Genomic DNA, 18,420 nt, shown 5'->3' with positions numbered 1-18,420 from the left:
CACCACGATTAATTGTTGTGTTGCCAAGACAATCGGCCTGGGGGAGGGAAACTTTATGGCTGAAAGTTGACTTATGTGTCAGAAAATTCGTGATAGCAGTGCTGTCACCGCAGTCTCGACCCGCAAAATGCGGTCTCCCAGCTGCACGGGTGCCAGGCCAGCCTTGCCCAGCAGATCGACTTCGTAAGGGATCCAGCCGCCCTCCGGGCCGATGGCCAGGGTCACGGGCTGTTCCACGGCGCGCGGGCAGGCGGGGTAGGGGCCGGGGTGCCCGACCAGGCCCAGGGTGCCTGCGGCGATGGCCGGCAGGCGGTCTTCGACGAACGGTTTGAAGCGCTTCTCGATGATCACTTCGGGCAGCACGGTGTCGCGGGCTTGTTCCAGGCCCAGGATGAGGTTCTCGCGAACGCTGTCCGGGTGCAGGAACGGTGTTTGCCAGAAGCTTTTCTCGACCTTGTAGCTGTTCAGCAGGATCAATCGCGGCACGCCAAGGGTGGCCACGGTCTGGAAAAGCCGGCGCAGCATTTTTGGCCGAGGTACGGCCAGCACCAGGGTCAGCGGCAGCTTGGCCGGTGGCTGCTGGTCAAAGGCGACTTCCAGTTCGGCTTCGTGCTTTTCCAGGCGCAGCACCGTGGCCTTGCCCATCAGGCCGTTGATACGGCCAACGCGCAGGTTGTCGCCCACCGCCACACGGTGGATATCCTGCATGTGGGTGAAGCGCCGATCTGCGAGGACGACGCGGTCGGCCGAGACGAAGTCGGCCTCTTCAAGGAGCAACAGGTTCACGGTTGGGTCGCTGGTGGCTGGTCGTTGTGGTCGTTGGCGGTTTCGTCGTGGGCGCTGCGCTTGCGGATCAGGCTGCCGCACAGCACGCCGATCTCGAACAGCAGCCACATGGGTACGGCCAGCAGGGTCTGGGAGAAGATGTCCGGAGGGGTAAGGACCATGCCGACCACGAAGCAGCCGATGATCACGTAGGGGCGAATCTTCTTCAGGTACTTCACGTCGACCACGCCGATCCATACCAGCAGCACCACCGCCACCGGGATTTCGAAGGCCACGCCAAAGGCGAAGAACAGCGTCATCACGAAGTCGAGGTAGCTGGCGATGTCGGTCATCATCGACACGCCTTCCGGCGTGGCGCTGGCGAAGAAGCCGAAGATCAGCGGGAACACCAGGAAATAGGCGAAGGCCATGCCGGCGTAGAACAGGAAGATGCTCGACACCAGCAGCGGAATGGCGATGCGCTTTTCATGGCGGTACAGCCCGGGTGCGATGAAGCCCCAGATCTGCTGGAGGATGAACGGAATCGCCAGGAACAGCGAGACGATCATGGTCAGCTTGAACGGCGTGAGGAACGGCGATGCCACGTCGGTGGCGATCATCGTCGCATTGGCCGGCAAGTGCTCGCGCAGCGGTGCGGAGACCAGGGTGTAGATCTGCTGGGCGAAGGAGAACAGCCCGGCAAAGATCAGGAAAATGACGGCAACGCAGCGCAACAGGCGGGTGCGCAGTTCGGTCAGGTGCGAAACCAGCGGCATTGGCTGGTCGTGTTCCGGATTTTCGCTCATGGGGCTCGCGGCGGTTGAGGCGGTTCAGAAGGCGTGGCCGGGGCGGCAGCGGTCTCGACCGGCCTGGCTTCGAGCCCGGCGGGGGGCTGAACGGTGGCGGTGGTGACAGGCGGCTGCGCCGGCGGCGTCATCGGGTTGAGGATGCGCTTGGCTTCCTCCTCCATCTGCAGGATGTGCTCGTTGTGCAGCTGGCGGCGGATTTCGTCGGCGCCGATTTCGCGCTCCACTTCCATCTTGATGCTGTTGAAACTGCGCTTGAGCCGGCCGATCCACAGGCCTGCGGTGCGCGCGGCACCGGGCAGGCGCTCGGGGCCGAGCACCAGCAGGGCGACCAGACCGACGAGCAGCAGCTCGCTGAAACTGATGCCGAACATGGGTCAGTCTTTCCGCTGTGGCTCTTGGACCGGCTGGGCCTGGCCTTCGATGGTGTGGCCCTGGTTCTGCTGGGCAGTGTTCTGCACCGGTGGAACGGGTTGGGCAGGCGGCGGGGTCTGCTCGGCCGGCTTGTTCTCTTCGTCGCTCATGGCTTTGCGGAAGCCCTTGATCGACTCACCCAGGTCACTGCCGAAGTTCTTCAGCTTCTTGGTACCGAACACCAGGACCACGACCACCAGCAGGACGATCCAGTGTTTCCAGTCAAAGATACCCATTTCGTACTCCTGAAATTTACAGGTAAAGCGAATTGTTCTGGCAACGCGGCCCCTGTGGGAGCGGGTTCACCCGCGAACACCGGCTTAGCCGGTGCCATACACCGCGTCGCATTCTTCGCGGGTGAACCCGCTCCCACAAAAAAGAGAGGGGGCCCCGCGCACTTGAATTACATCAGGCAGACGGCTGTCGAGCCGCCTTCTCATCATGCCCGGAAAGCCCGAAGCGACGCTCCAGCTCATCGAGCACGGCTTGCGGATGCTGGCCCAGCGCGCTGAGCATTACCAGGCTATGAAACCACAGGTCGGCGGTTTCGTAGATGACATCGCTGTAATCCTTGCTGACCGCGGCATCCTTGGCGGCAATGATCGTCTCGACCGACTCTTCGCCGAGCTTTTCGAGGATCTTGTTCAGGCCCTTGTGGTACAGGCTGGCCACGTAGGAGCTGTCGGGGGCCGCTTGCTTGCGTTCTTCAAGCACTTCGGCCAGGCGGTTCAGGGTGTCGCTCATGTCAGTGTCCTGCGCTGTAGATGGCATCCGGGTCTTTCAGGACCGGGTCGACGGTTTTCCACTGGCCGTCTTCGAAGACGCGGTAGAAGCAGCTTTCACGGCCGGTATGGCAGGCGATATGGCCCAGTTGCTCGACCATCAGGATGATCACGTCGGCATCGCAGTCCAAGCGCATTTCATGCAGCTTCTGCACATGCCCGGATTCCTCGCCCTTGCGCCACAGCTTGCCACGCGAACGCGACCAGTAGATGGCGCGTTGCTCGGCGGCGGTCAGGGCCAGCGATTCGCGGTTCATCCAGGCCATCATCAGCACGCGTCCGGTCTTGTGGTCCTGGGCGATCGCCGGTACCAGGCCCTCGCTGTTCCACTTGATCTCGTCCAGCCAGTCTTTCATCGTCGACTCCAAAGCGGGCCCGCTCCTGTGCCGGGCCCTTTGCGCTAGTGTGCCAGCCATGGGCGCGGCTGGCTATTGGCGCACGATCAGGTAAAGGCCGGCGGCCAGCATCAGCCAGGCCGGCCAGGCGGCAGGGGCGGCCAGGCTGGCGGCTGCGGCGGCGCCAGCGGCCAGTACCGCGCCACCTCCGAGCAGGCCGGCGCCGAGCAGGCGCAGCGCCCAGCGGTCACCCTGGCGGCGCCGCTCCGGCAGTTGCGGATCGTGCAGGTGCGGTTGCGACAGGCGCTCGAGCAGGTCGCGGGCCATGTCGGCCAGGTGAGGCAGTTGCTCGACCTGGCTGTGGATGTTGCCGAGCACGGCCTTGGGGCTCATGCGGTCGCGCATCCAGCGCTCGAGGAATGGTTTGGCGGTGCTCCACAGGTCCAGGTCTGGGTACAACTGGCGGCCCAGGCCTTCGATGTTGAGCAGGGTCTTCTGCAGCAACACCAGCTGCGGCTGCACTTCCATGTTGAAGCGCCGGGCGGTCTGGAACAGGCGCATCAGCACCTGGCCGAAGGAAATATCCTTTAACGGTTTTTCGAAGATCGGCTCGCACACGGTGCGGATCGCCGCTTCGAACTCGTTGACCTTGGTGTGCGCCGGCACCCAGCCCGAGTCGATGTGCAACTGGGCGACGCGGCGGTAGTCACGCTTGAAGAAAGCGATCAGGTTGCGCGCCAGGTAGTCCTGGTCCTCGGCGGTCAGGCTGCCGACGATGCCGCAGTCGATGGCGATGTACTGCGGGCTCCATGGTTTGACCGTGCTGACGAAAATGTTGCCCGGGTGCATGTCGGCATGGAAGAAGCTGTCGCGGAACACCTGGGTGAAGAACACCTCCACGCCTCGTTCGGCCAGCAGCTTCATGTCGGTGCGCTGATCGGCCAAGGTGGCCATGTCGGTCACCGGCACGCCGTAGATGCGCTCCATCACCAGCACCTTGGGGCGGCACAGGTCCCAGTACACCTGGGGCACGTACATCAGCTCGGAGCCTTCGAAATTGCGCCGCAACTGGCTGGCGTTGGCCGCTTCGCGCAGCAGGTCGAGCTCGTCGTAGATGGTTTTTTCGTAGTCGCCGACGATTTCCACCGGGTGCAGGCGGCGGGCGTCGGCCGAAGCGCGCTCGGCGGCCTTGGCGATCAGGAACAGCCAGGCCAGGTCCTGGGCGATCACCGGCTTCAGGCCCGGGCGAACCACCTTGACCACTACTTCTTCGCCACTTTTCAGGCGCGCAGCATGCACCTGGGCCACCGAGGCCGAGGCCAGTGGTTCGACGTCGAAGCGGCTGAACAGTTGCGTTACCGGGGCGCCCAGCTGTGCCTCGATCAGTGCCACGGCCTGCTTGGGGTCGAACGGCGGCACGCGGTCCTGCAGCAGCATCAGTTCATCGGCTATGTCGTTGGGCAGCAGATCACGGCGGGTGGACAACAACTGGCCGAACTTGATGAAGATCGGCCCCAGGTCCTGCAGGGCCAGGCGCAGGCGCGCGCCTCGGTTGAGCTCGGACGGCTTGCGCGGCAGCCAGCGCCACGGCATCAGCAGGCGCAGGCTCATCAGCCACCAGGGCAGCGGCAGGTCGAACAGCAGGTCATCGAGACGGTAGCGGATCACCACACGCTGGATGCGAAAAAGACGGCGGACGGCGAGCAGCTTCATGCGTTATCGCTGGTATCAAGGGATCGGGAGAGGCGCTTGAGGCGCGCCTCGAGGCGTTCTGTATCGAGCTTCAGGGTATCGAGCTCACTGAAGGCGGCTTCGGCTTCGCGCTTGCCGACCAGGGTACGGGACTCTTCGGCCAGGTACTCGGAAAGGTTCTGGCTGAAGCGCGCCAGGCCCTGGCGGGTCCAGCGTGCACGCAGGCGGATGTGGCCGGCCAGCAGCGCCGTGGCGACCGGGCCAAGCCAGCGTTGCAGTTCGTGTTCCCAGTCCAGATCCAGGTCCTGCAGCACACCGAACAGGTCCAGCAACACGGCGCTGTCGCCATGCAGTTCGACTTGCGGGCTGTGCAGCACGGCGGTCTTGTCCCTGGCCAGGGCCAGTTGCGCCAGGCTGCCGGCCGGGGCGCGCAGGCTGCAGTCGACCTCGCCTTGCCAGTGGGCGGCGAGCATCAGGCCCTCTTCATCGGGCAGGATGAACACCTGCAAGGCTGGCTGGCGGCAGTCGATCTCGATGACCTTGCCCTCCAGCGCGGCCAGCCGCGGCAGGGCCGTGCTGTCCATGCGCAGGACGCGGTTCAGGCCATGTTCGGCGCTGGCGAGCAGCCCGGCCAGCAGCATCAGGGCTTGATCCCCCGATGCACGGCAACGATGCCGCTGGTCATGTTGTGGTAAGTGACCCGGTCGAAACCGGCCTCGACCATCATGGCCTTCAGGGTTTCCTGATCGGGGTGCATGCGGATCGACTCGGCGAGGTAACGGTAGCTCTCCGAGTCGTTGGTGATCAGCTTGCCGGCCAGCGGCATGAAGGCGAACGAGTAGGCGTCGTAGGCCTTGGACATCAGCTTGTTGGTCGGCTTGGAGAACTCCAGCACCAGCAGGCGACCGCCTGGCTTGAGCACGCGCAGCATCGAGCGGATGGCTTCGTCCTTGTGGGTGACGTTGCGCAGGCCGAAGGCGATGGTCACGCAGTCGAAGTGGTTGTCCGGGAATGGCAGCTTCTCGGCGTCGGCCTGAACGAACTCGATGTTGCCGGCCACGCCACGGTCGAGCAGGCGGTCACGGCCGACCTTGAGCATCGATTCGTTGATGTCGGCCAGCACTACCTGACCGGTCGGGCCGACCAGCCGCGAGAACTTGGCGGCCAGGTCGCCGGTACCGCCGGCGATGTCCAGTACACGATTGCCGGCGCGTACGCCCGACAGCTCGATGGTGAAGCGCTTCCACAGGCGGTGCATACCGCCGGAAAGCACGTCGTTCATCAGGTCGTACTTGGCCGCTACCGAGTGGAACACCTCGGCGACTTTCTTCGCCTTCTGGCTTTCAGGGACGTCCTGGTAACCGAAATGGGTGGTGGGTTCGGCGTGGTCGCCTTTGCGCTGGTCGTTCATATCGCTTCACCGGAAAAAATTACCGCCATTCTAGGGCGAACGGGCAGATTTGTCTTGGCGGGGTGTGCCAGTGGGCAGGGGCGGGCATAATGCCCATTATGTCTTCATCTTCAGGAACACCCGCATGACCCAGATCAGCGTCGAACGCAAACATTCCCTCGGCCGCGATGCCGCCCGTGCCAAGGCTGAAGCGCTGGTCGACAAACTGACCCGCGAGTACGACCTCAAGGCCACCTGGAACGGTGACCGGGTCGAGGTGGCGCGCAGCGGTGCCAACGGCAGTGTGCACATCTTCGATGACCGCATCCGCGTCGAATTGAAGCTGGGCATGATGCTGTCGATGATGAGCGGCACCATCAAGGGCGAGATCGAGCGGGCGCTGGACAAAGCCCTGGCCTGACCCCTTCCCGGGGCCATGCTCGTTCACCTTAGGGTGAAGATTCTAATTTACCTCTCTACCTTGTGCTCAAGCCCAACCTCCATGGGCGGTTTCTCCTCCACTCATGAGCATGAGGTACAGAGCATGGCCAAAGTGACTGTGAAGAAAAAGGACGACGCCCCGGGCACGCTGGGCGAGGTGCGCGGCTACGCGCGCAAGATCTGGCTGGCAGGCATCGGCGCCTATGCGCGTGTGGGCCAGGAAGGCTCCGACTACTTCAATGAGCTGGTCAAGGCCGGCGAAGGCGTCGAGAAGCGTGGCAAGAAGCGCATCGACAAGGAGCTCGATGCTGCCAACAACCAGATCGACGAAGCGACCCAGGAAGTCAGTCGCGTACGCGGCAAGGTCGAAGTTCAACTGGACAAGATCGAAAAAGCTTTCGACGCGCGGGTAGGTCGCGCCTTGAATCGCCTTGGCATTCCGTCTAAACATGACGTTGAGGCGTTGTCCATCAAGCTTGAACAGCTGCACGAGCTGCTCGAGCGCGTCGCGCACAAACCATAAGGAGAGCAGGATGGCTGGCAAGAAGAATTCCGAGAAAGAAGGCAGCTCCTGGGTCGGCGGGATCGAGAAGTACTCCCGCAAGATCTGGCTGGCGGGGCTTGGTATCTATTCGAAGATCGACCAGGACGGCCCGAAGCTGTTCGACTCGCTGGTGAAGGATGGCGAGAAGGCCGAGAAGCAGGCGAAGAAGACCGCCGAAGGTGTTGCTGAAACTGCCAAGTCGTCGACCACTTCGCGTGTGTCGGGCGTGAAGGACCGTGCGCTGGGCAAGTGGAGCGAACTCGAAGAGGCCTTCGACAAGCGCCTGAACAGCGCCATCTCGCGCCTTGGCGTGCCGAGCCGCAACGAGATCAAGGCCCTGCACCAGCAGGTGGACAGCCTGACCAAGCAGATCGAGAAACTCACCGGCGCTTCGGTTACGCCGATTTCGTCGCGCGCTGCGGCCAAACCGGCTGCGAGCAAGGCGGCGGCCAAGCCACTGGCCAAGACGGCAGCGGCCAAGCCTGCGGCGAAAACCGCGGCGGCCAAGCCGGCGGCCAAGACTGCTGCGGCGAAACCTGCTGCCAAGACCGCGGCGGCCAAGCCTGCAGCGAAACCGGCAGCGGCCAAGCCGGCTGTGGCGAAGAAGCCGGCAGTGAAGAAAGCACCGGCCAAGCCAGCAGCCGCCAAGCCGGCAGCTCCAGCGGCGAGCGCCGCTCCGGCCGCTAGCGCAGCTCCTGCACCAACCGCGGCTCCGGCCAGCAACCCGCCTTCGGCACCGACAGGCAACGGTACCCTGATCTGATACCGCGTCGCCTTCTTCGCGGGTAAACCCGCTCCCACAGGTGCTGCGCCGCTTGTAAGCTCTGCACCGTACCTGTGGGAGCGGGTTCACCCGCGAATGCGTCGGCCGCTGCAATACATTCCTGTCAGGCTTACCCCTCCAGATACCTCACCGCCAACTGCTCCGCCGCCCCCCGCGCCTTGGCCTGCAGATGCGGCGCCACCAGCATCATCACCTGGTACACCACAATCCCCACATCCCCCTCGCGCCCCAGTACCCGCTGGTAATCCAGCGAGAACATCAGTGTCAGGGTGATCTGCTCCACCAGTTGCCCCAGCGCCTGGGTCTCGCTCTCTACCAACCCTTGGCCCTTGAGGCTGGCCAGCAACGCCGCCAGCGTGCGCTTGAGCGCGTTGATCAGGCTGCGCATGCCGCGGGCCAGTTTGGGCAGGCGCCCGGTCAGGTTCGACAGGTCCTGGAACAGGAAGCGGTACTGCGCCATGCGTTCGACGATCAGGTGCAGGAACAGCCAGTAATCCTCGGCATCCAGGCGTACCTCCAGCGGCGGGTCGAGTAAAGGCATCAGCGCTTCTTCAAAGCGCTCGAACAGCCCCAGCACCAACGGCTCCTTGCCGTGGAAGTGGTAGTAGAGGTTGCCGGGGCTGATGCCCAGTTCGTTGGCAATTTCCAGGGTGGATACGTTCGGTTCGCCCTGCTGGTTGAACAGCTGCAGGGCACATTCGAGGATACGGTCGCGAGTCTTCATCCAGTCGGCATGCTCATCGGGTCAGCACGTAGGTGCCCGGCGCAGGGCCCAGCGGTGGGTAGGTGGCATTGCCCAGTTCGCTGCGCGGTGCCTTGAGCGGGCCGGAGCGCGGGGTGATCCACTCCAGCCACAACGGCCACCAGCTGCCTTCGCTGCGCTTGGCATCGTGGAACCAGGCACGCGGGTCGCTGGACAGCTTGGGGTTGGCCAGGTAATAGGCCTTGGGGTTGCCGGGCGGGTTGATGATGCTCTGGATGTGCCCGCTGTTGGCCAGCACGAAGCGACGGTCGCCGCCCAGCAGCAAGGCCGAGCGGTACACCGCATCCCACGGGGTGATGTGGTCGTTGCTGCCGGCCACGGTGAAACTGTCCAGATCGACCTTCTGCAGGTCGATGGGGGTGCCGCATACCTCCAGGCCGGCGGGGTGGGTCAGCGGGTTGAGCTTGAAGAAGTCCAGCAGGTCGCCATGCAGCGCGGCGGGCAGGCGCGTGCTGTCGGCGTTCCAGTACAGGATGTCGAAGGCTGGTGGTGTCTTGCCGAGCAGGTAGTTGTTGACCCAGTAGTTCCAGATCAGGTCGTTGGGCCGCATCCAGGCGAAGATCCGCGCCACCTCGGCGCCATCCAGCACGCCGCGCTGATAGGAGCGGCGCTTGGCGGCCTCGATGGTCTGCTCGTCGGCGAACAGGCTGGCGGGGCTTTCGAACTTGCTGTCCAGCAGGCTGACCAGGTAGGTGGCGCTGCGCACCCGGCGCAGCTGGTGCTTGGCCTGCAGGTGGCCCTGCAGCGCGGCCATGGTCAGGCCGCCGGCGCAGGCGCCCATCAGGTTGGGGTCGCGGTTGCCGCTGATGCTGCGGCAAGCGTTGAGCGCTTCTTCCAGGGCCTGCACGTAGCTCGACAGGCCCCATTCGCGGTGGCGCGGGTCGGGGTTGCGCCAGCTCACCATGAACACCTGCAGGCCGCTCTTGAGCATGTACTGGACAAAGCTGTTGGTCGAGCTGAGGTCGAAGATGTAGAACTTGTTGATCTGTGGCGGCACTACCAGCAGTGGCCGGGCGTGCTGCTTTTCGCTCATCGGCTTGTACTGGATCAGCTCCAGCAGCTCGTTGCGAAACACCACGGCGCCGGCGGTTGCAGCCAGATTGCCGCCCACTTCGAAGGCGCGCTCGTCGACCTGGCGTGGCAGGCCATCGTTGTGGCGCAGGTCATCGAGCAGGTGGGCCACGCCGCGCACCAGGCTCTGGCCACCGCTGTTGAACAGTTCCTTGACCGCCAGCGGGTTGAGCAGCGAGTTGCTCGGCGCCAGTGCATCGTTGATCAGGTTGAACAGGAAGTGCGCACGGGCCCGGTCATCATCGTCCAGGTGGCTTTCCTCGATCCACAGGCGGGTCTGCTTCTGCCAGGCCAGGTAGGCTTGCAGGCCGCGCCGGTAGAACGGGTTCTGGCTCCATGTCGGGTCGCTGAAGCGCGGATCCCGCGGGTTCGGCTGAAACGGTGTGTCACCCAGCATCACCCTGCCCAGCTGACCACCCAGGGCCAACAGGTGATGCGCGGTGTGCAGCGGATGACGCAGGCTTTGGCGGCTGACATTGCGCAGCGTGGAAATCAGGTCACGGCCGCGCAGTCCGAGGATGGCGTTCTGCACGTTCATGCTGGTGGCGGGAAGCGTTGTCGTTCCTTTGGCCGTTTTGTCTTTCATGGCAACACTCCCTCGTCCTGACCTGGTGCCTCATGACTAAACATATTCACTGATTTAGCAGGGTCTCTGTGGGAGCGGGTTCACCCGCGAACACCGGCGAAGCCGGTGCCATACACCGAGTTGGATTCTTCGCGGGTGAACCCGCTCCCACAGGGTCCCAAATCGCCTTCACACACCCGAAACCGGGCGAGGGTGCATGACAGCGCGCTGACGCTCTTGCTGAAGGAACTTCATGATGATCGGGGCGACGGCCTCGGCCCGGGTGATCAGGAACAGATGGCCGTCGTCGATAATGTGTAGCTGGGCATTGGGAATTCGCCAGGCCAGCAGGCGCATGTTGATCAGCGGGATCAACGGGTCGTCGTCGCCTGCCAGCACCAGGGTCGGCTGCTGGATCTTGTGCAGCCAATGGATGCTGGTCCAGCCAAGCCCGGCGAACAGCTGCCAGTAATAGCCCATCTTGCCGCCGGATCGCACCTTGGCGGCGTGCTGCATGGCCAGGTCCGGGTCACGCCGGAAGCCGCCGCCATAGATCGTCGGCGCAATGCGGATGACATGCGACGGCTGCACGTAGCGCCGCGGGCTGGCCATCATCCACAGCACCTTGGGCTTGCCCGGCACCATCACCGCACCGGCGGCAGTGGCGGCCAGCACCAGCTTCTTGCAGCGCTCGGGGTAGTCGTGGGCGAACTGCTGGGCCAGGGCGCCGCCCCACGACACGCCGATGGCATTGACCTGGCCGTAGTCGAGGTAGTCGAGCATGCGTGCCGTCAGCTTGGCCAACCCGGGGAAGCGGTAAGGGTGGCGCGGCGTGGACGAGCCGCCGACCCCGGGCACGTCAAAGGCGATGACTTCCAGGTCCGGGTCCAGCGCCTCGATGAACGGAAACACCAGCTCCAGGTTGGCGCCGATGCCGTTGAAGATCAGCAGCGGCGTCAGATGCGACTTGCCCGGGCGGACGGCGGTGCGGATGGACTGGTTGTCCAGCTCGACGGTCCTGAAGATATAGGGTTGCGGCATGCGCGTGACTCATGGGGTGAAATGAACACCGTGGCGCCCCGCAGGGGCCACGGCGCTGCAGCTCAACGCTCGTGAACGTAGGTGCCCGGGGATGCCTCGCCAGCGGCATAGGCACGGTTGCCCAGGCGGGTCGGTGCCTTTTTCAGCTCGCCGGCACGTTCGCCCAGCCAGCTTTGCCAGTGCAGCCACCAGGAGTTCGCATGCTTGGTAGCGTTTTCTTGCCAGGCCACCGGGTCACCCGGGCGATCGGCACCGGTCATGAAGCGCGCCTTGGGGTTGCCTGGCGGGTTGAGGATGCTCTGGATATGGCCGCTGTTGGACAGCACGAACTCGATCTTGCCGCCGAACAGGTGCGCCGAGCGGTAGCACGACTGCCACGGGGTGATGTGGTCGTTGGTGCCGGCAAGGCTGTAGATGTCGCATTTGACCTGTTTCAGGTCGATCGGGGTGCCGCAAACCTCCAGGGCGTCCGGGCGCGTCAGCGGGTTGCTCTTGAACATTTCGATCAGGTCGCCGTGGAAGGCGGCCGGCAGGCGCGTGGTGTCGTTGTTCCAGAACAGGATGTCGAACACCGGCGGCTCGTTGCCGAGCAGGTAGTTGTTGACCCAGTAGTTCCAGATCAGGTCGTTGGGGCGCATCCAGGCGAACACCTTGGCCATCTCGCTGCCTTCGAGCACGCCGGCCTGGTAGGAGTGGCGCTTGGCGGCCTCCAGGGTCTGCTCGTCGACGAACAGGGCGACCTGGTTGTCCATGGTGGTGTCCAGCACGCTGACCAGCAGGGTCAGGGCATTGACCTTGTTCTCGCCTAGCGCGGCATAGTGGCCGACCAATGCCGTGCAGGTGATGCCGCCGGAGCAGGCACCGAGCATGTTCAGGTCCTTGCTGCCGGTAATCGCCAGCACCGCGTCGACCGCCTCCTTGAGCGCATCGATATAGGTGGACAGGCCCCATTCGCGCTGGGCTTTGGTCGGGTTGCGCCAGCTGATGATGAAGGTCTGCTGCTGTGAGCGCAGGCAGTAGCGCGCCAGGCTCTTTTCCGGGCTCAGGTCGAATACGTAGAACTTGTTGATTTGCGGCGGCACCACCAGTAGCGGGCGGGCATGCACCTGCTCGGTGATGGGGCTGTACTGGATCAGCTCCAGCACATCGTTGCGGTACACCACGGCGCCTTCACTGGTGCCCAGGTTCTTGCCCACCTCGAAGGCGTCCATGTTCACCTGGCTGGGCATGCCGCCGTTGTTGACCAGGTCCTTGGCCAGGTTGGACAGGCCATCGAGCAGGCTCTTGCCGCCTGTTTCGAAAAAGCGTTTGACCGCTGCCGGGTTGGACAGGGTGTTGGTCGGCGCCATGGCTTCGGTCATCAGGTTGATGACGAACTGGCCACGGCTGATGTCCTGGGGCGAAAGGTCACTGCTGCCGATCCAGTCCTGCAGTTCCTTGCGCCAGGCCAGATAGGTTTGCAGGTAGCGGCGGTAAAGTGGGTTGTTGCTCCATGCCGGGTCATTGAAGCGACGGTCGTCGCTTTCCGGGGCAAGGCTGGATTTGCCCAGCAGCACGTTCTTCAGCTCCAGGCCAAAGTGGGCCACATGCTTGGCGCTGTGCAGCGGTTGGCGCACGGCCTGGCGCAGCACGGTGCGTGCCGAGCTCAACAGGTCCTTGCGACGGATACCGATGACCGGGTTCAGCCCCAGGGTGTTTTCCGAGGCCTGCCGCTGCAGCTCATCGTTGTTCTTGTTACTCATCTACGACGCTCCGTTGTCCTGAGACGAGTACCGGTTTCTGTGGCGGGTGCACAGTTCTGAGCCCGGTACTGCTACTCGGGTGACCAGTGATAAGGAACAGCGGTGCTGCGAGGGTTCTGGCTATCTGCAGTTTGATGCAGGGAACTTGCCACCCCCCATTGGTTACCCGACTTTCATGTAATGCGCAAGACAGCCCGTCACTGGGCTGTCTGTAAGGTATTCAAACAAATGAATTTAGAAAATGCGCTCTAAATCCTGAAGGCCTTGCGCTAGAGCATGAGTTTGACCACCGACTCGGCGGGGTCGCGGGATTTCCCGGCCTTGTGCAGTTCGTCGAGGTACTCGGCCCACAGCTGTTCCTGGCGCAGGCACAGCTGCTCGAGGTATTCCCAGGTGAACAGGCCGCTGTCATGGCCGTCGTCGAAGGTCAGTTTCAGTGCGTATTGCCCGGCAGGTTCCAGCCCGCTGAGGCCGACGTTGATCTTGCCGAACTGCAGGATGGGGTTGCCGTGGCCCTGGACCTCGGCGGAGGGGGAGTGCACGCGCAGGAATTCGGCGGGCAGGTGGTAGACCTCGCCGGGGGCGTAGGTGAGGCTGAGGGTTTTCGAGGCTTTGTGCAGGTTGATGGCGGTGGGCAGGCGGGCCATGGCTGGAATCTCTCGGGAGCTGATGGTGCAAGCTTCCAGCTTATGGAGGAGGGATTCAAGGGACATTGGGGCTGCTGCGCAGCCCTTTCGCGACACAAGGCCGCTCCCACAAGTTCAGCGCTGCATTGGAGGGCAACGCCCTACCTGTGGGAGCGGCCTTGCGTCGCGATGGGCCGCAAGGCGGCCCCCTGCGGTCTTACAGGATGTAACGCGACAGGTCTTCGTTCTGCGCCAGCTCACCCAGGTGGCTGTTCACGTACGCCGCGTCGATCTGGATCGGCGCTTCGTCATGGGTGCTGGCCAGGTCGCCAGCGCTGAACGACACCTCTTCGAGCAAACGCTCGAGCAGGGTGTGCAGGCGGCGGGCACCGATGTTCTCGGTCTTCTCGTTCACCTGGTAGGCAATCTCGGCCAGGCGCTTGATACCGTCGGCGAGGAACTCGATATTCAGGCCTTCGGTCTTGAGCAGGGCCTGGTACTGTTCGGTCAGCGACGCGTGCGGCTCCTGCAGGATGCGCTCGAAGTCTTCAGGGGTCAGGGCCTTGAGCTCCACACGGATCGGCAGGCGGCCTTGCAGTTCGGGCACCAGGTCGCTCGGCTTGCTCAGGTGGAACGCACCCGAGGCAATGAACAGGATGTGGTCGGTCTTGACCATGCCCAGCTTGGTGTTGACGGTGCAGCCTTCAATCAGCGGCAGCAGGTCGCGCTGCACGCCTTCACGGGACACGTCGGCGCCGCCAACGTTGCCGCGCTTGGCAACCTTGTCGATTTCGTCGATGAACACGATGCCGTGCTGCTCGACAGCTTCCAGGGCCTTGGCCTTGAGTTCTTCCTCGTTGACCAGGCGGCTCGCTTCTTCATCGCGAACCATCTTCAGCGCCTCTTTGACCTTCAGCTTGCGCGCCTTGCGCTTGCCTTTGCCCATGTTGGCGAACAGGCTCTGCAGCTGGTTGGTCATTTCTTCCATGCCGGGCGGCGCGGCAATTTCGACGCCCACGGCATCGGCCACTTCGATCTCGATTTCCTTGTCGTCCAGCTGGCCTTCGCGCAGGCGCTTGCGGAACAGCTGGCGGGTGTTGGAATCGGTGCTGGTCTGCGCGGCTTCTTCGGCGAAGCTGCTGACCCGCGCCTGCGGCAGCAGGGCATCGAGGATGCGGTCTTCGGCGGCGTCTTCGGCGCGGTGGCGCACGCGGATGATCTCTTGCTCACGCAGCATCTTCAGCGCGGCATCGGCCAGGTCGCGGATGATCGACTCGACGTCGCGGCCCACGTAGCCCACTTCGGTGAACTTGGTGGCTTCGACCTTGAGGAACGGCGCGTTGGCCAGCTTGGCCAGGCGGCGGGCGATTTCGGTCTTGCCGACGCCGGTTGGGCCGATCATCAGGATGTTCTTCGGGGTCACTTCGGCGCGCAGCTCGGCGGGGAGCTGCATGCGCCGCCAGCGGTTGCGCAGGGCGATTGCCACGGCGCGCTTGGCGTCGTCCTGGCCGATGATGTGGCGGTTGAGTTCGTGGACGATCTCGCGGGGGGTCATGGACATGATCAATAGGGTCCTCGGGCAGAATGATTCAGCGTGGAAAAGCCCCATCACCGGGATGGAGCGCCAGAACAGCTGATCAGTCGGCCAGGTCCTGCTCCTCGATGGTCAGGTTGTGGTTGGTGAACACGCAGATGTCGCCGGCGATGTTCAGGGCGGTCTCGGCGATTTCACGGGCCGAGAGGTCGGTCTTGTTCAGCAGGGCGCGTGCTGCGGCCTGGGCGTAGGCGCCGCCGGAACCCATGGCGATCAGACCGTCTTCGGGTTCGACCACATCGCCGTTGCCGGTGATGATCAGGGAGGCGTCCTTGTTGGCCACGGCCAGCATGGCTTCCAGGCGGCTCAGGGAGCGGTCGGTACGCCATTCCTTGGCCAGCTCGACGGCGGCGCGGACCAGGTGGCCCTGATGTTTTTCAAGTTGGCCTTCAAAGCGCTCGAAAAGGGTGAACGCATCGGCGGTGGCGCCGGCGAAGCCCGCGATGACCTGGCCGTGGTACAGGCGGCGCACCTTCTTGGCGTTGCCTTTCATCACGGTGTTGCCGAGGGATACCTGGCCGTCGCCGCCCATGACGACTTTGCCGTTACGGCGGACAGAAACGATGGTGGTCAAGGGGAGAGTCTCCACGCAGCGGGGCGAAAGTGCCTGATGCAGACTCATATGGGGGTGGGGGGAAGGATTTCAACCGTGGGGGATGAATGGTCGCGCATGACAGGGGGAACCCTGCAAGGGCATTCGCGGGCACGCCCGCTCCCACAGGATTACCACATGCCTTGGAATAGTGGTGATCCTGTGGGAGCGGGCGTGCCCGCGAAGAGCTTCACTCAGGCCTCGTGGCAGACATGCCCATCGACCAAGGTATAACGCACCGCACCCGGCAGGCAGTGGCCGATGAACGGGCAGTTCTCACCGCGGGAGAACCACTGCTCGCCGGCCACGGTCGAGGCTTGCGGGTCGAACAGCACCAGGTCGGCCGCGCCTCCCACTTTCAGCTCGCCGGCCGGCAGGCGCAGGGCCACCGCCGGGCCGCTGCTCAGGCGGGCTAGCAAGGTTGGCAGGTCGAGCAGGCCGTCCTGCACCAGGGTCATGGCCAGCGGCAACAGTAGTTCGACACTGCTGATGCCCGGCTCGGTGGCGCCGAACGGGGCCAGCTTGGCGTCGCGCTCGTGTGGCTGGTGATGGCTGGAGATCGCCTGGATCACGCCCGACTTCACCGCCGCACGCAGGCCGTCACGGTCGGCGGCGGTGCGCAGCGGTGGCTGCACGTGGTACAGGCTGGAGAACTCACGCAGCGACTCGTCGGTAAGGATCAGTTGGTACAGCGCCACATCGGCGGTCACCGGCAGGCCAAGCTGCTGGGCCTGCTCGATCAGCCGCGCGCCACGGGCGCTGGTGATCTGGGTGAAGTGAGCACGCACGCCGGTCTGTTCCACCAGCAGCAGATTGCGCGCCAGGGCCACGGTCTCGGCGGTTTCCGGAATGCCCGGCAGGCCGAGGAAGCTGGCCATGGCACCTTCGTGAGCCAGGCCGCCTTGGGCCAGGTCGCGGTCCTGGGAATGGAACACCACGGTCAGGTCGAAGGTGGCGGCGTATTCCAGGGCGCGGGCCAGGGTACGGTTGTTGGGGATTTCCTTCAGGCCATTGCCGAAGGCCACGCAGCCGGTGTCGCGCAGTGCCACCAGCTCGGCCAGTTGCTCGCCTTCCAGGCCCTTGGTCAGGGCGCCGATCGGGTAGACCTTGCTGTTGGCGGCCTCGCGGGCGCGGTCAAGGATAAGCTCGGCCACGGCCGAGGTGTCCAGCACCGGCTTGGTCTGCGGCGGGCAGCACAGGCTGGTGACACCGCCGGCGACGGCGGCGCGGGTTTCACTGGCGATGTTGCCTTTGCGGCTGTAGCCCGGCTCGCGCAGGGACACGCCGAGGTCGACCAGGCCGGGTGCGGCGACCAGGCCATCAGCCTGGATCGTGCGGCTGGCGCTGAAGCCGGCCGGGGCTGCACCGATGGCGGCAATGCGGCCGCCGTCCAAGTGCAGGTCGGTGACCTGGTCCAGGCCGCTGTTCGGGTCGATGACCCGGGCGCCGAGAATACTGATGGTCACTGGGCGTTCTCCTGGTCGAATTGACGTTGCACGTTCTGCCCGCTCATGGCCATGGACAGCACGGCCATGCGCACGGCGATGCCGTAGGTGACCTGGTTGAGGATCACCGAGTGCTTGCCGTCGGCCACCGCCGACTCGATTTCCACGCCACGGTTGATCGGGCCCGGGTGCATGACGATGGCGTCGGGCTTGGCGCCGGCCAGGCGCGCGGTGGTCAGGCCGAACAGGCGGTAGAACTCGCCTTCGCTGGGCAGCAGGCCGCCGGCCATGCGCTCACGCTGCAGGCGCAGCATGATCACCACGTCGACGTCCTTCAGGCCTTCGGCGAGGTCCGTGTAGACCTTCACGCCGTACTGCTCGATACCGATCGGGATCAGGGTTTTCGGGCCGATCACGCGGATGTCCGGGCAGCCCAGCGCTTTGAGCGCCAGCATGTCGGAGCGGGCTACGCGCGAGTGCAGGATGTCGCCGACGATGGCCACCGACAGGTTCTCGAAGCTGCCCTTGTGGCGGCGGATGGTGAGCATGTCGAGCATGCCCTGGGTCGGGTGCGCGTGGCGGCCGTCACCGCCGTTGATCACGGCAACTTCCGGGCACACATGCTCGGCGATGAAGTGCGCAGCCCCGGAGTCGGAGTGGCGCACCACGAACATGTCGGCGGCCATGGCTTCGAGGTTGCGCAGGGTATCGAACAGGGTTTCGCCCTTGCTGGTCGAGGAGGTCGACACGTTCAGGCTGATCACGTCGGCCGACAGGCGTTGGGCCGCCAGTTCGAACGTGGTACGGGTACGGGTGGAGTTCTCGAAGAACACGTTGCACACAGTCTTGCCGCGCAGCAACGGGACCTTCTTCACGGCCCGGGCACCGACTTCCAGGAAGGAGTCGGCGGTGTCGAGGATCTCGGTGAGCAGTTCGCGGGGCAAACCGTCGAGCGAGAGGAAGTGGCGCAGCTGGCCCTGATCATTGAGCTGCAGCGGGCGCTTGGCGTCGATTGGCGTCATCGCGGG

Annotated in this window: 21 protein-coding genes; 3 read left to right on the top strand and 18 right to left on the bottom strand. The window is 64.2% G+C overall.

Annotated elements, in window-relative coordinates; all coding sequences use genetic code 11:
* Positions 1 to 78: 78 nt before the first annotated feature.
* From NY023_RS25465 to ubiE, 9 genes are all read right to left on the bottom strand, one after another.
* A complete protein-coding gene (locus tag NY023_RS25465; protein WP_013974547.1) occupies positions 79 to 786 on the bottom strand; it encodes a 16S rRNA (uracil(1498)-N(3))-methyltransferase in 708 nt (235 codons plus the stop codon).
* Positions 783 to 1,571, bottom strand: coding sequence for a twin-arginine translocase subunit TatC (gene tatC / locus NY023_RS25460; protein WP_013974546.1), 789 nt, complete (start codon positions 1,569 to 1,571; stop codon positions 783 to 785). Before tatC ends, NY023_RS25465 begins: the two co-directional genes overlap by 4 nt.
* A complete protein-coding gene (gene tatB / locus NY023_RS25455) occupies positions 1,568 to 1,945 on the bottom strand; it encodes a Sec-independent protein translocase protein TatB (protein WP_003259854.1) in 378 nt (125 codons plus the stop codon). The genes tatC and tatB overlap by 4 nt, the downstream gene beginning before the upstream one ends.
* A gap of 3 nt (positions 1,946 to 1,948) precedes the next feature.
* A complete protein-coding gene (locus tag NY023_RS25450) occupies positions 1,949 to 2,221 on the bottom strand; it encodes a twin-arginine translocase TatA/TatE family subunit (RefSeq protein ID WP_003259853.1) in 273 nt (90 codons plus the stop codon).
* Positions 2,222 to 2,393: 172 nt separating this feature from the next.
* Positions 2,394 to 2,729, bottom strand: coding sequence for a phosphoribosyl-ATP diphosphatase (locus NY023_RS25445; protein ID WP_013974545.1), 336 nt, complete (start codon positions 2,727 to 2,729; stop codon positions 2,394 to 2,396).
* 1 nt (position 2,730) lies between these two features.
* Positions 2,731 to 3,123 (bottom strand): phosphoribosyl-AMP cyclohydrolase, encoded by a 393-nt coding sequence (gene hisI, locus NY023_RS25440; protein WP_013974544.1) that lies wholly within the window; start codon positions 3,121 to 3,123, stop codon positions 2,731 to 2,733.
* Positions 3,124 to 3,195: 72 nt separating this feature from the next.
* Positions 3,196 to 4,815 carry a ubiquinone biosynthesis regulatory protein kinase UbiB gene (gene ubiB / locus NY023_RS25435; protein ID WP_013974543.1) on the bottom strand — a complete coding sequence of 540 codons (1,620 nt, stop codon included), beginning with the start codon at positions 4,813 to 4,815 and terminating at the stop codon, positions 3,196 to 3,198.
* Positions 4,812 to 5,435: an SCP2 domain-containing protein gene (locus NY023_RS25430; RefSeq protein WP_013974542.1), complete on the bottom strand. Its 624-nt coding sequence runs from the start codon at positions 5,433 to 5,435 to the stop codon at positions 4,812 to 4,814. The genes ubiB and NY023_RS25430 overlap by 4 nt, the downstream gene beginning before the upstream one ends.
* Positions 5,435 to 6,205, bottom strand: coding sequence for a bifunctional demethylmenaquinone methyltransferase/2-methoxy-6-polyprenyl-1,4-benzoquinol methylase UbiE (gene ubiE / locus NY023_RS25425; RefSeq protein ID WP_013974541.1), 771 nt, complete (start codon positions 6,203 to 6,205; stop codon positions 5,435 to 5,437). Before ubiE ends, NY023_RS25430 begins: the two co-directional genes overlap by 1 nt.
* Positions 6,206 to 6,329: 124 nt before the next feature.
* Between ubiE and NY023_RS25420 the strand changes: the two genes are divergently transcribed.
* From NY023_RS25420 to NY023_RS25410, 3 genes are all read left to right on the top strand, one after another.
* On the top strand, positions 6,330 to 6,605 hold the full coding sequence (locus tag NY023_RS25420; protein WP_013974540.1) for a polyhydroxyalkanoic acid system family protein: 276 nt from the start codon (positions 6,330 to 6,332) through the stop codon (positions 6,603 to 6,605).
* Between the two features lie 123 nt (positions 6,606 to 6,728).
* Positions 6,729 to 7,148 (top strand): phasin family protein, encoded by a 420-nt coding sequence (locus NY023_RS25415; protein WP_023663112.1) that lies wholly within the window; start codon positions 6,729 to 6,731, stop codon positions 7,146 to 7,148.
* Positions 7,149 to 7,158: 10 nt separating this feature from the next.
* Positions 7,159 to 7,932, top strand: coding sequence for a phasin family protein (locus tag NY023_RS25410; protein ID WP_013974538.1), 774 nt, complete (start codon positions 7,159 to 7,161; stop codon positions 7,930 to 7,932).
* Positions 7,933 to 8,062: 130 nt separating this feature from the next.
* Here NY023_RS25410 and NY023_RS25405 read toward each other — a convergent pair whose 3' ends face one another.
* The 9 genes from NY023_RS25405 to NY023_RS25365 form a co-directional block, all read right to left on the bottom strand.
* Positions 8,063 to 8,677, bottom strand: coding sequence for a TetR/AcrR family transcriptional regulator (locus tag NY023_RS25405; RefSeq protein ID WP_013974537.1), 615 nt, complete (start codon positions 8,675 to 8,677; stop codon positions 8,063 to 8,065).
* Positions 8,678 to 8,690: 13 nt separating this feature from the next.
* The gene (gene phaC / locus NY023_RS25400) at positions 8,691 to 10,373 is read right to left on the bottom strand and encodes a class II poly(R)-hydroxyalkanoic acid synthase (RefSeq protein WP_024087840.1); all 1,683 of its coding nucleotides are present in this window, start codon (positions 10,371 to 10,373) and stop codon (positions 8,691 to 8,693) included.
* Positions 10,374 to 10,541: 168 nt separating this feature from the next.
* Positions 10,542 to 11,393 (bottom strand): poly(3-hydroxyalkanoate) depolymerase, encoded by an 852-nt coding sequence (phaZ, locus tag NY023_RS25395; RefSeq protein ID WP_013974535.1) that lies wholly within the window; start codon positions 11,391 to 11,393, stop codon positions 10,542 to 10,544.
* 62 nt (positions 11,394 to 11,455) lie between these two features.
* On the bottom strand, positions 11,456 to 13,135 hold the full coding sequence (phaC, locus tag NY023_RS25390) for a class II poly(R)-hydroxyalkanoic acid synthase (protein ID WP_013974534.1): 1,680 nt from the start codon (positions 13,133 to 13,135) through the stop codon (positions 11,456 to 11,458).
* A 269-nt stretch (positions 13,136 to 13,404) separates the two neighbouring features.
* Positions 13,405 to 13,782: a gamma-butyrobetaine hydroxylase-like domain-containing protein gene (locus NY023_RS25385; protein ID WP_003249306.1), complete on the bottom strand. Its 378-nt coding sequence runs from the start codon at positions 13,780 to 13,782 to the stop codon at positions 13,405 to 13,407.
* A gap of 196 nt (positions 13,783 to 13,978) precedes the next feature.
* Positions 13,979 to 15,322, bottom strand: coding sequence for an ATP-dependent protease ATPase subunit HslU (gene hslU, locus NY023_RS25380; RefSeq protein WP_015272084.1), 1,344 nt, complete (start codon positions 15,320 to 15,322; stop codon positions 13,979 to 13,981).
* Between the two features lie 76 nt (positions 15,323 to 15,398).
* Positions 15,399 to 15,929 (bottom strand): ATP-dependent protease subunit HslV, encoded by a 531-nt coding sequence (hslV, locus tag NY023_RS25375; RefSeq protein ID WP_003249309.1) that lies wholly within the window; start codon positions 15,927 to 15,929, stop codon positions 15,399 to 15,401.
* A 212-nt stretch (positions 15,930 to 16,141) separates the two neighbouring features.
* Positions 16,142 to 17,413, bottom strand: coding sequence for a dihydroorotase (locus NY023_RS25370; RefSeq protein ID WP_013974532.1), 1,272 nt, complete (start codon positions 17,411 to 17,413; stop codon positions 16,142 to 16,144).
* The gene (locus NY023_RS25365; protein WP_013974531.1) at positions 17,410 to 18,414 is read right to left on the bottom strand and encodes an aspartate carbamoyltransferase catalytic subunit; all 1,005 of its coding nucleotides are present in this window, start codon (positions 18,412 to 18,414) and stop codon (positions 17,410 to 17,412) included. Before NY023_RS25365 ends, NY023_RS25370 begins: the two co-directional genes overlap by 4 nt.
* Positions 18,415 to 18,420: the final 6 nt, after the last annotated feature.

The organism is Pseudomonas sp. NBB (assembly GCF_032701105.1).
Classification (GTDB): Bacteria; Pseudomonadota; Gammaproteobacteria; order Pseudomonadales; family Pseudomonadaceae; genus Aquipseudomonas; species Aquipseudomonas asiatica.
The sequence above is the reverse complement of the archived record's forward strand: the minus strand, read 5'-3'. Positions and strand labels throughout refer to the sequence as shown.

Excerpts from the sequence above, each read along its gene's own strand:
- tatC (WP_013974546.1), bottom strand. The coding sequence starts at position 1,571 with ATGAGCGAAAATCCGGAACACGACCAGCCAATGCCGCTGGTTTCGCAC.
- phaC (WP_024087840.1), bottom strand. The coding sequence starts at position 10,373 with ATGAAAGACAAAACGGCCAAAGGAACGACAACGCTTCCCGCCACCAGC.
- tatB (WP_003259854.1), bottom strand. The coding sequence starts at position 1,945 with ATGTTCGGCATCAGTTTCAGCGAGCTGCTGCTCGTCGGTCTGGTCGCC.
- NY023_RS25430 (WP_013974542.1), bottom strand. The coding sequence starts at position 5,435 with ATGCTGCTGGCCGGGCTGCTCGCCAGCGCCGAACATGGCCTGAACCGC.
- ubiB (WP_013974543.1), bottom strand. The coding sequence starts at position 4,815 with ATGAAGCTGCTCGCCGTCCGCCGTCTTTTTCGCATCCAGCGTGTGGTG.
- NY023_RS25420 (WP_013974540.1), top strand. The coding sequence starts at position 6,330 with ATGACCCAGATCAGCGTCGAACGCAAACATTCCCTCGGCCGCGATGCC.
- phaC (WP_013974534.1), bottom strand. The coding sequence starts at position 13,135 with ATGAGTAACAAGAACAACGATGAGCTGCAGCGGCAGGCCTCGGAAAAC.
- NY023_RS25445 (WP_013974545.1), bottom strand. The coding sequence starts at position 2,729 with ATGAGCGACACCCTGAACCGCCTGGCCGAAGTGCTTGAAGAACGCAAG.
- ubiE (WP_013974541.1), bottom strand. The coding sequence starts at position 6,205 with ATGAACGACCAGCGCAAAGGCGACCACGCCGAACCCACCACCCATTTC.
- hisI (WP_013974544.1), bottom strand. The coding sequence starts at position 3,123 with ATGAAAGACTGGCTGGACGAGATCAAGTGGAACAGCGAGGGCCTGGTA.
- hslU (WP_015272084.1), bottom strand. The coding sequence starts at position 15,322 with ATGTCCATGACCCCCCGCGAGATCGTCCACGAACTCAACCGCCACATC.
- NY023_RS25405 (WP_013974537.1), bottom strand. The coding sequence starts at position 8,677 with ATGAAGACTCGCGACCGTATCCTCGAATGTGCCCTGCAGCTGTTCAAC.
- NY023_RS25365 (WP_013974531.1), bottom strand. The coding sequence starts at position 18,414 with ATGACGCCAATCGACGCCAAGCGCCCGCTGCAGCTCAATGATCAGGGC.
- NY023_RS25450 (WP_003259853.1), bottom strand. The coding sequence starts at position 2,221 with ATGGGTATCTTTGACTGGAAACACTGGATCGTCCTGCTGGTGGTCGTG.
- NY023_RS25410 (WP_013974538.1), top strand. The coding sequence starts at position 7,159 with ATGGCTGGCAAGAAGAATTCCGAGAAAGAAGGCAGCTCCTGGGTCGGC.
- phaZ (WP_013974535.1), bottom strand. The coding sequence starts at position 11,393 with ATGCCGCAACCCTATATCTTCAGGACCGTCGAGCTGGACAACCAGTCC.
- NY023_RS25385 (WP_003249306.1), bottom strand. The coding sequence starts at position 13,782 with ATGGCCCGCCTGCCCACCGCCATCAACCTGCACAAAGCCTCGAAAACC.
- NY023_RS25415 (WP_023663112.1), top strand. The coding sequence starts at position 6,729 with ATGGCCAAAGTGACTGTGAAGAAAAAGGACGACGCCCCGGGCACGCTG.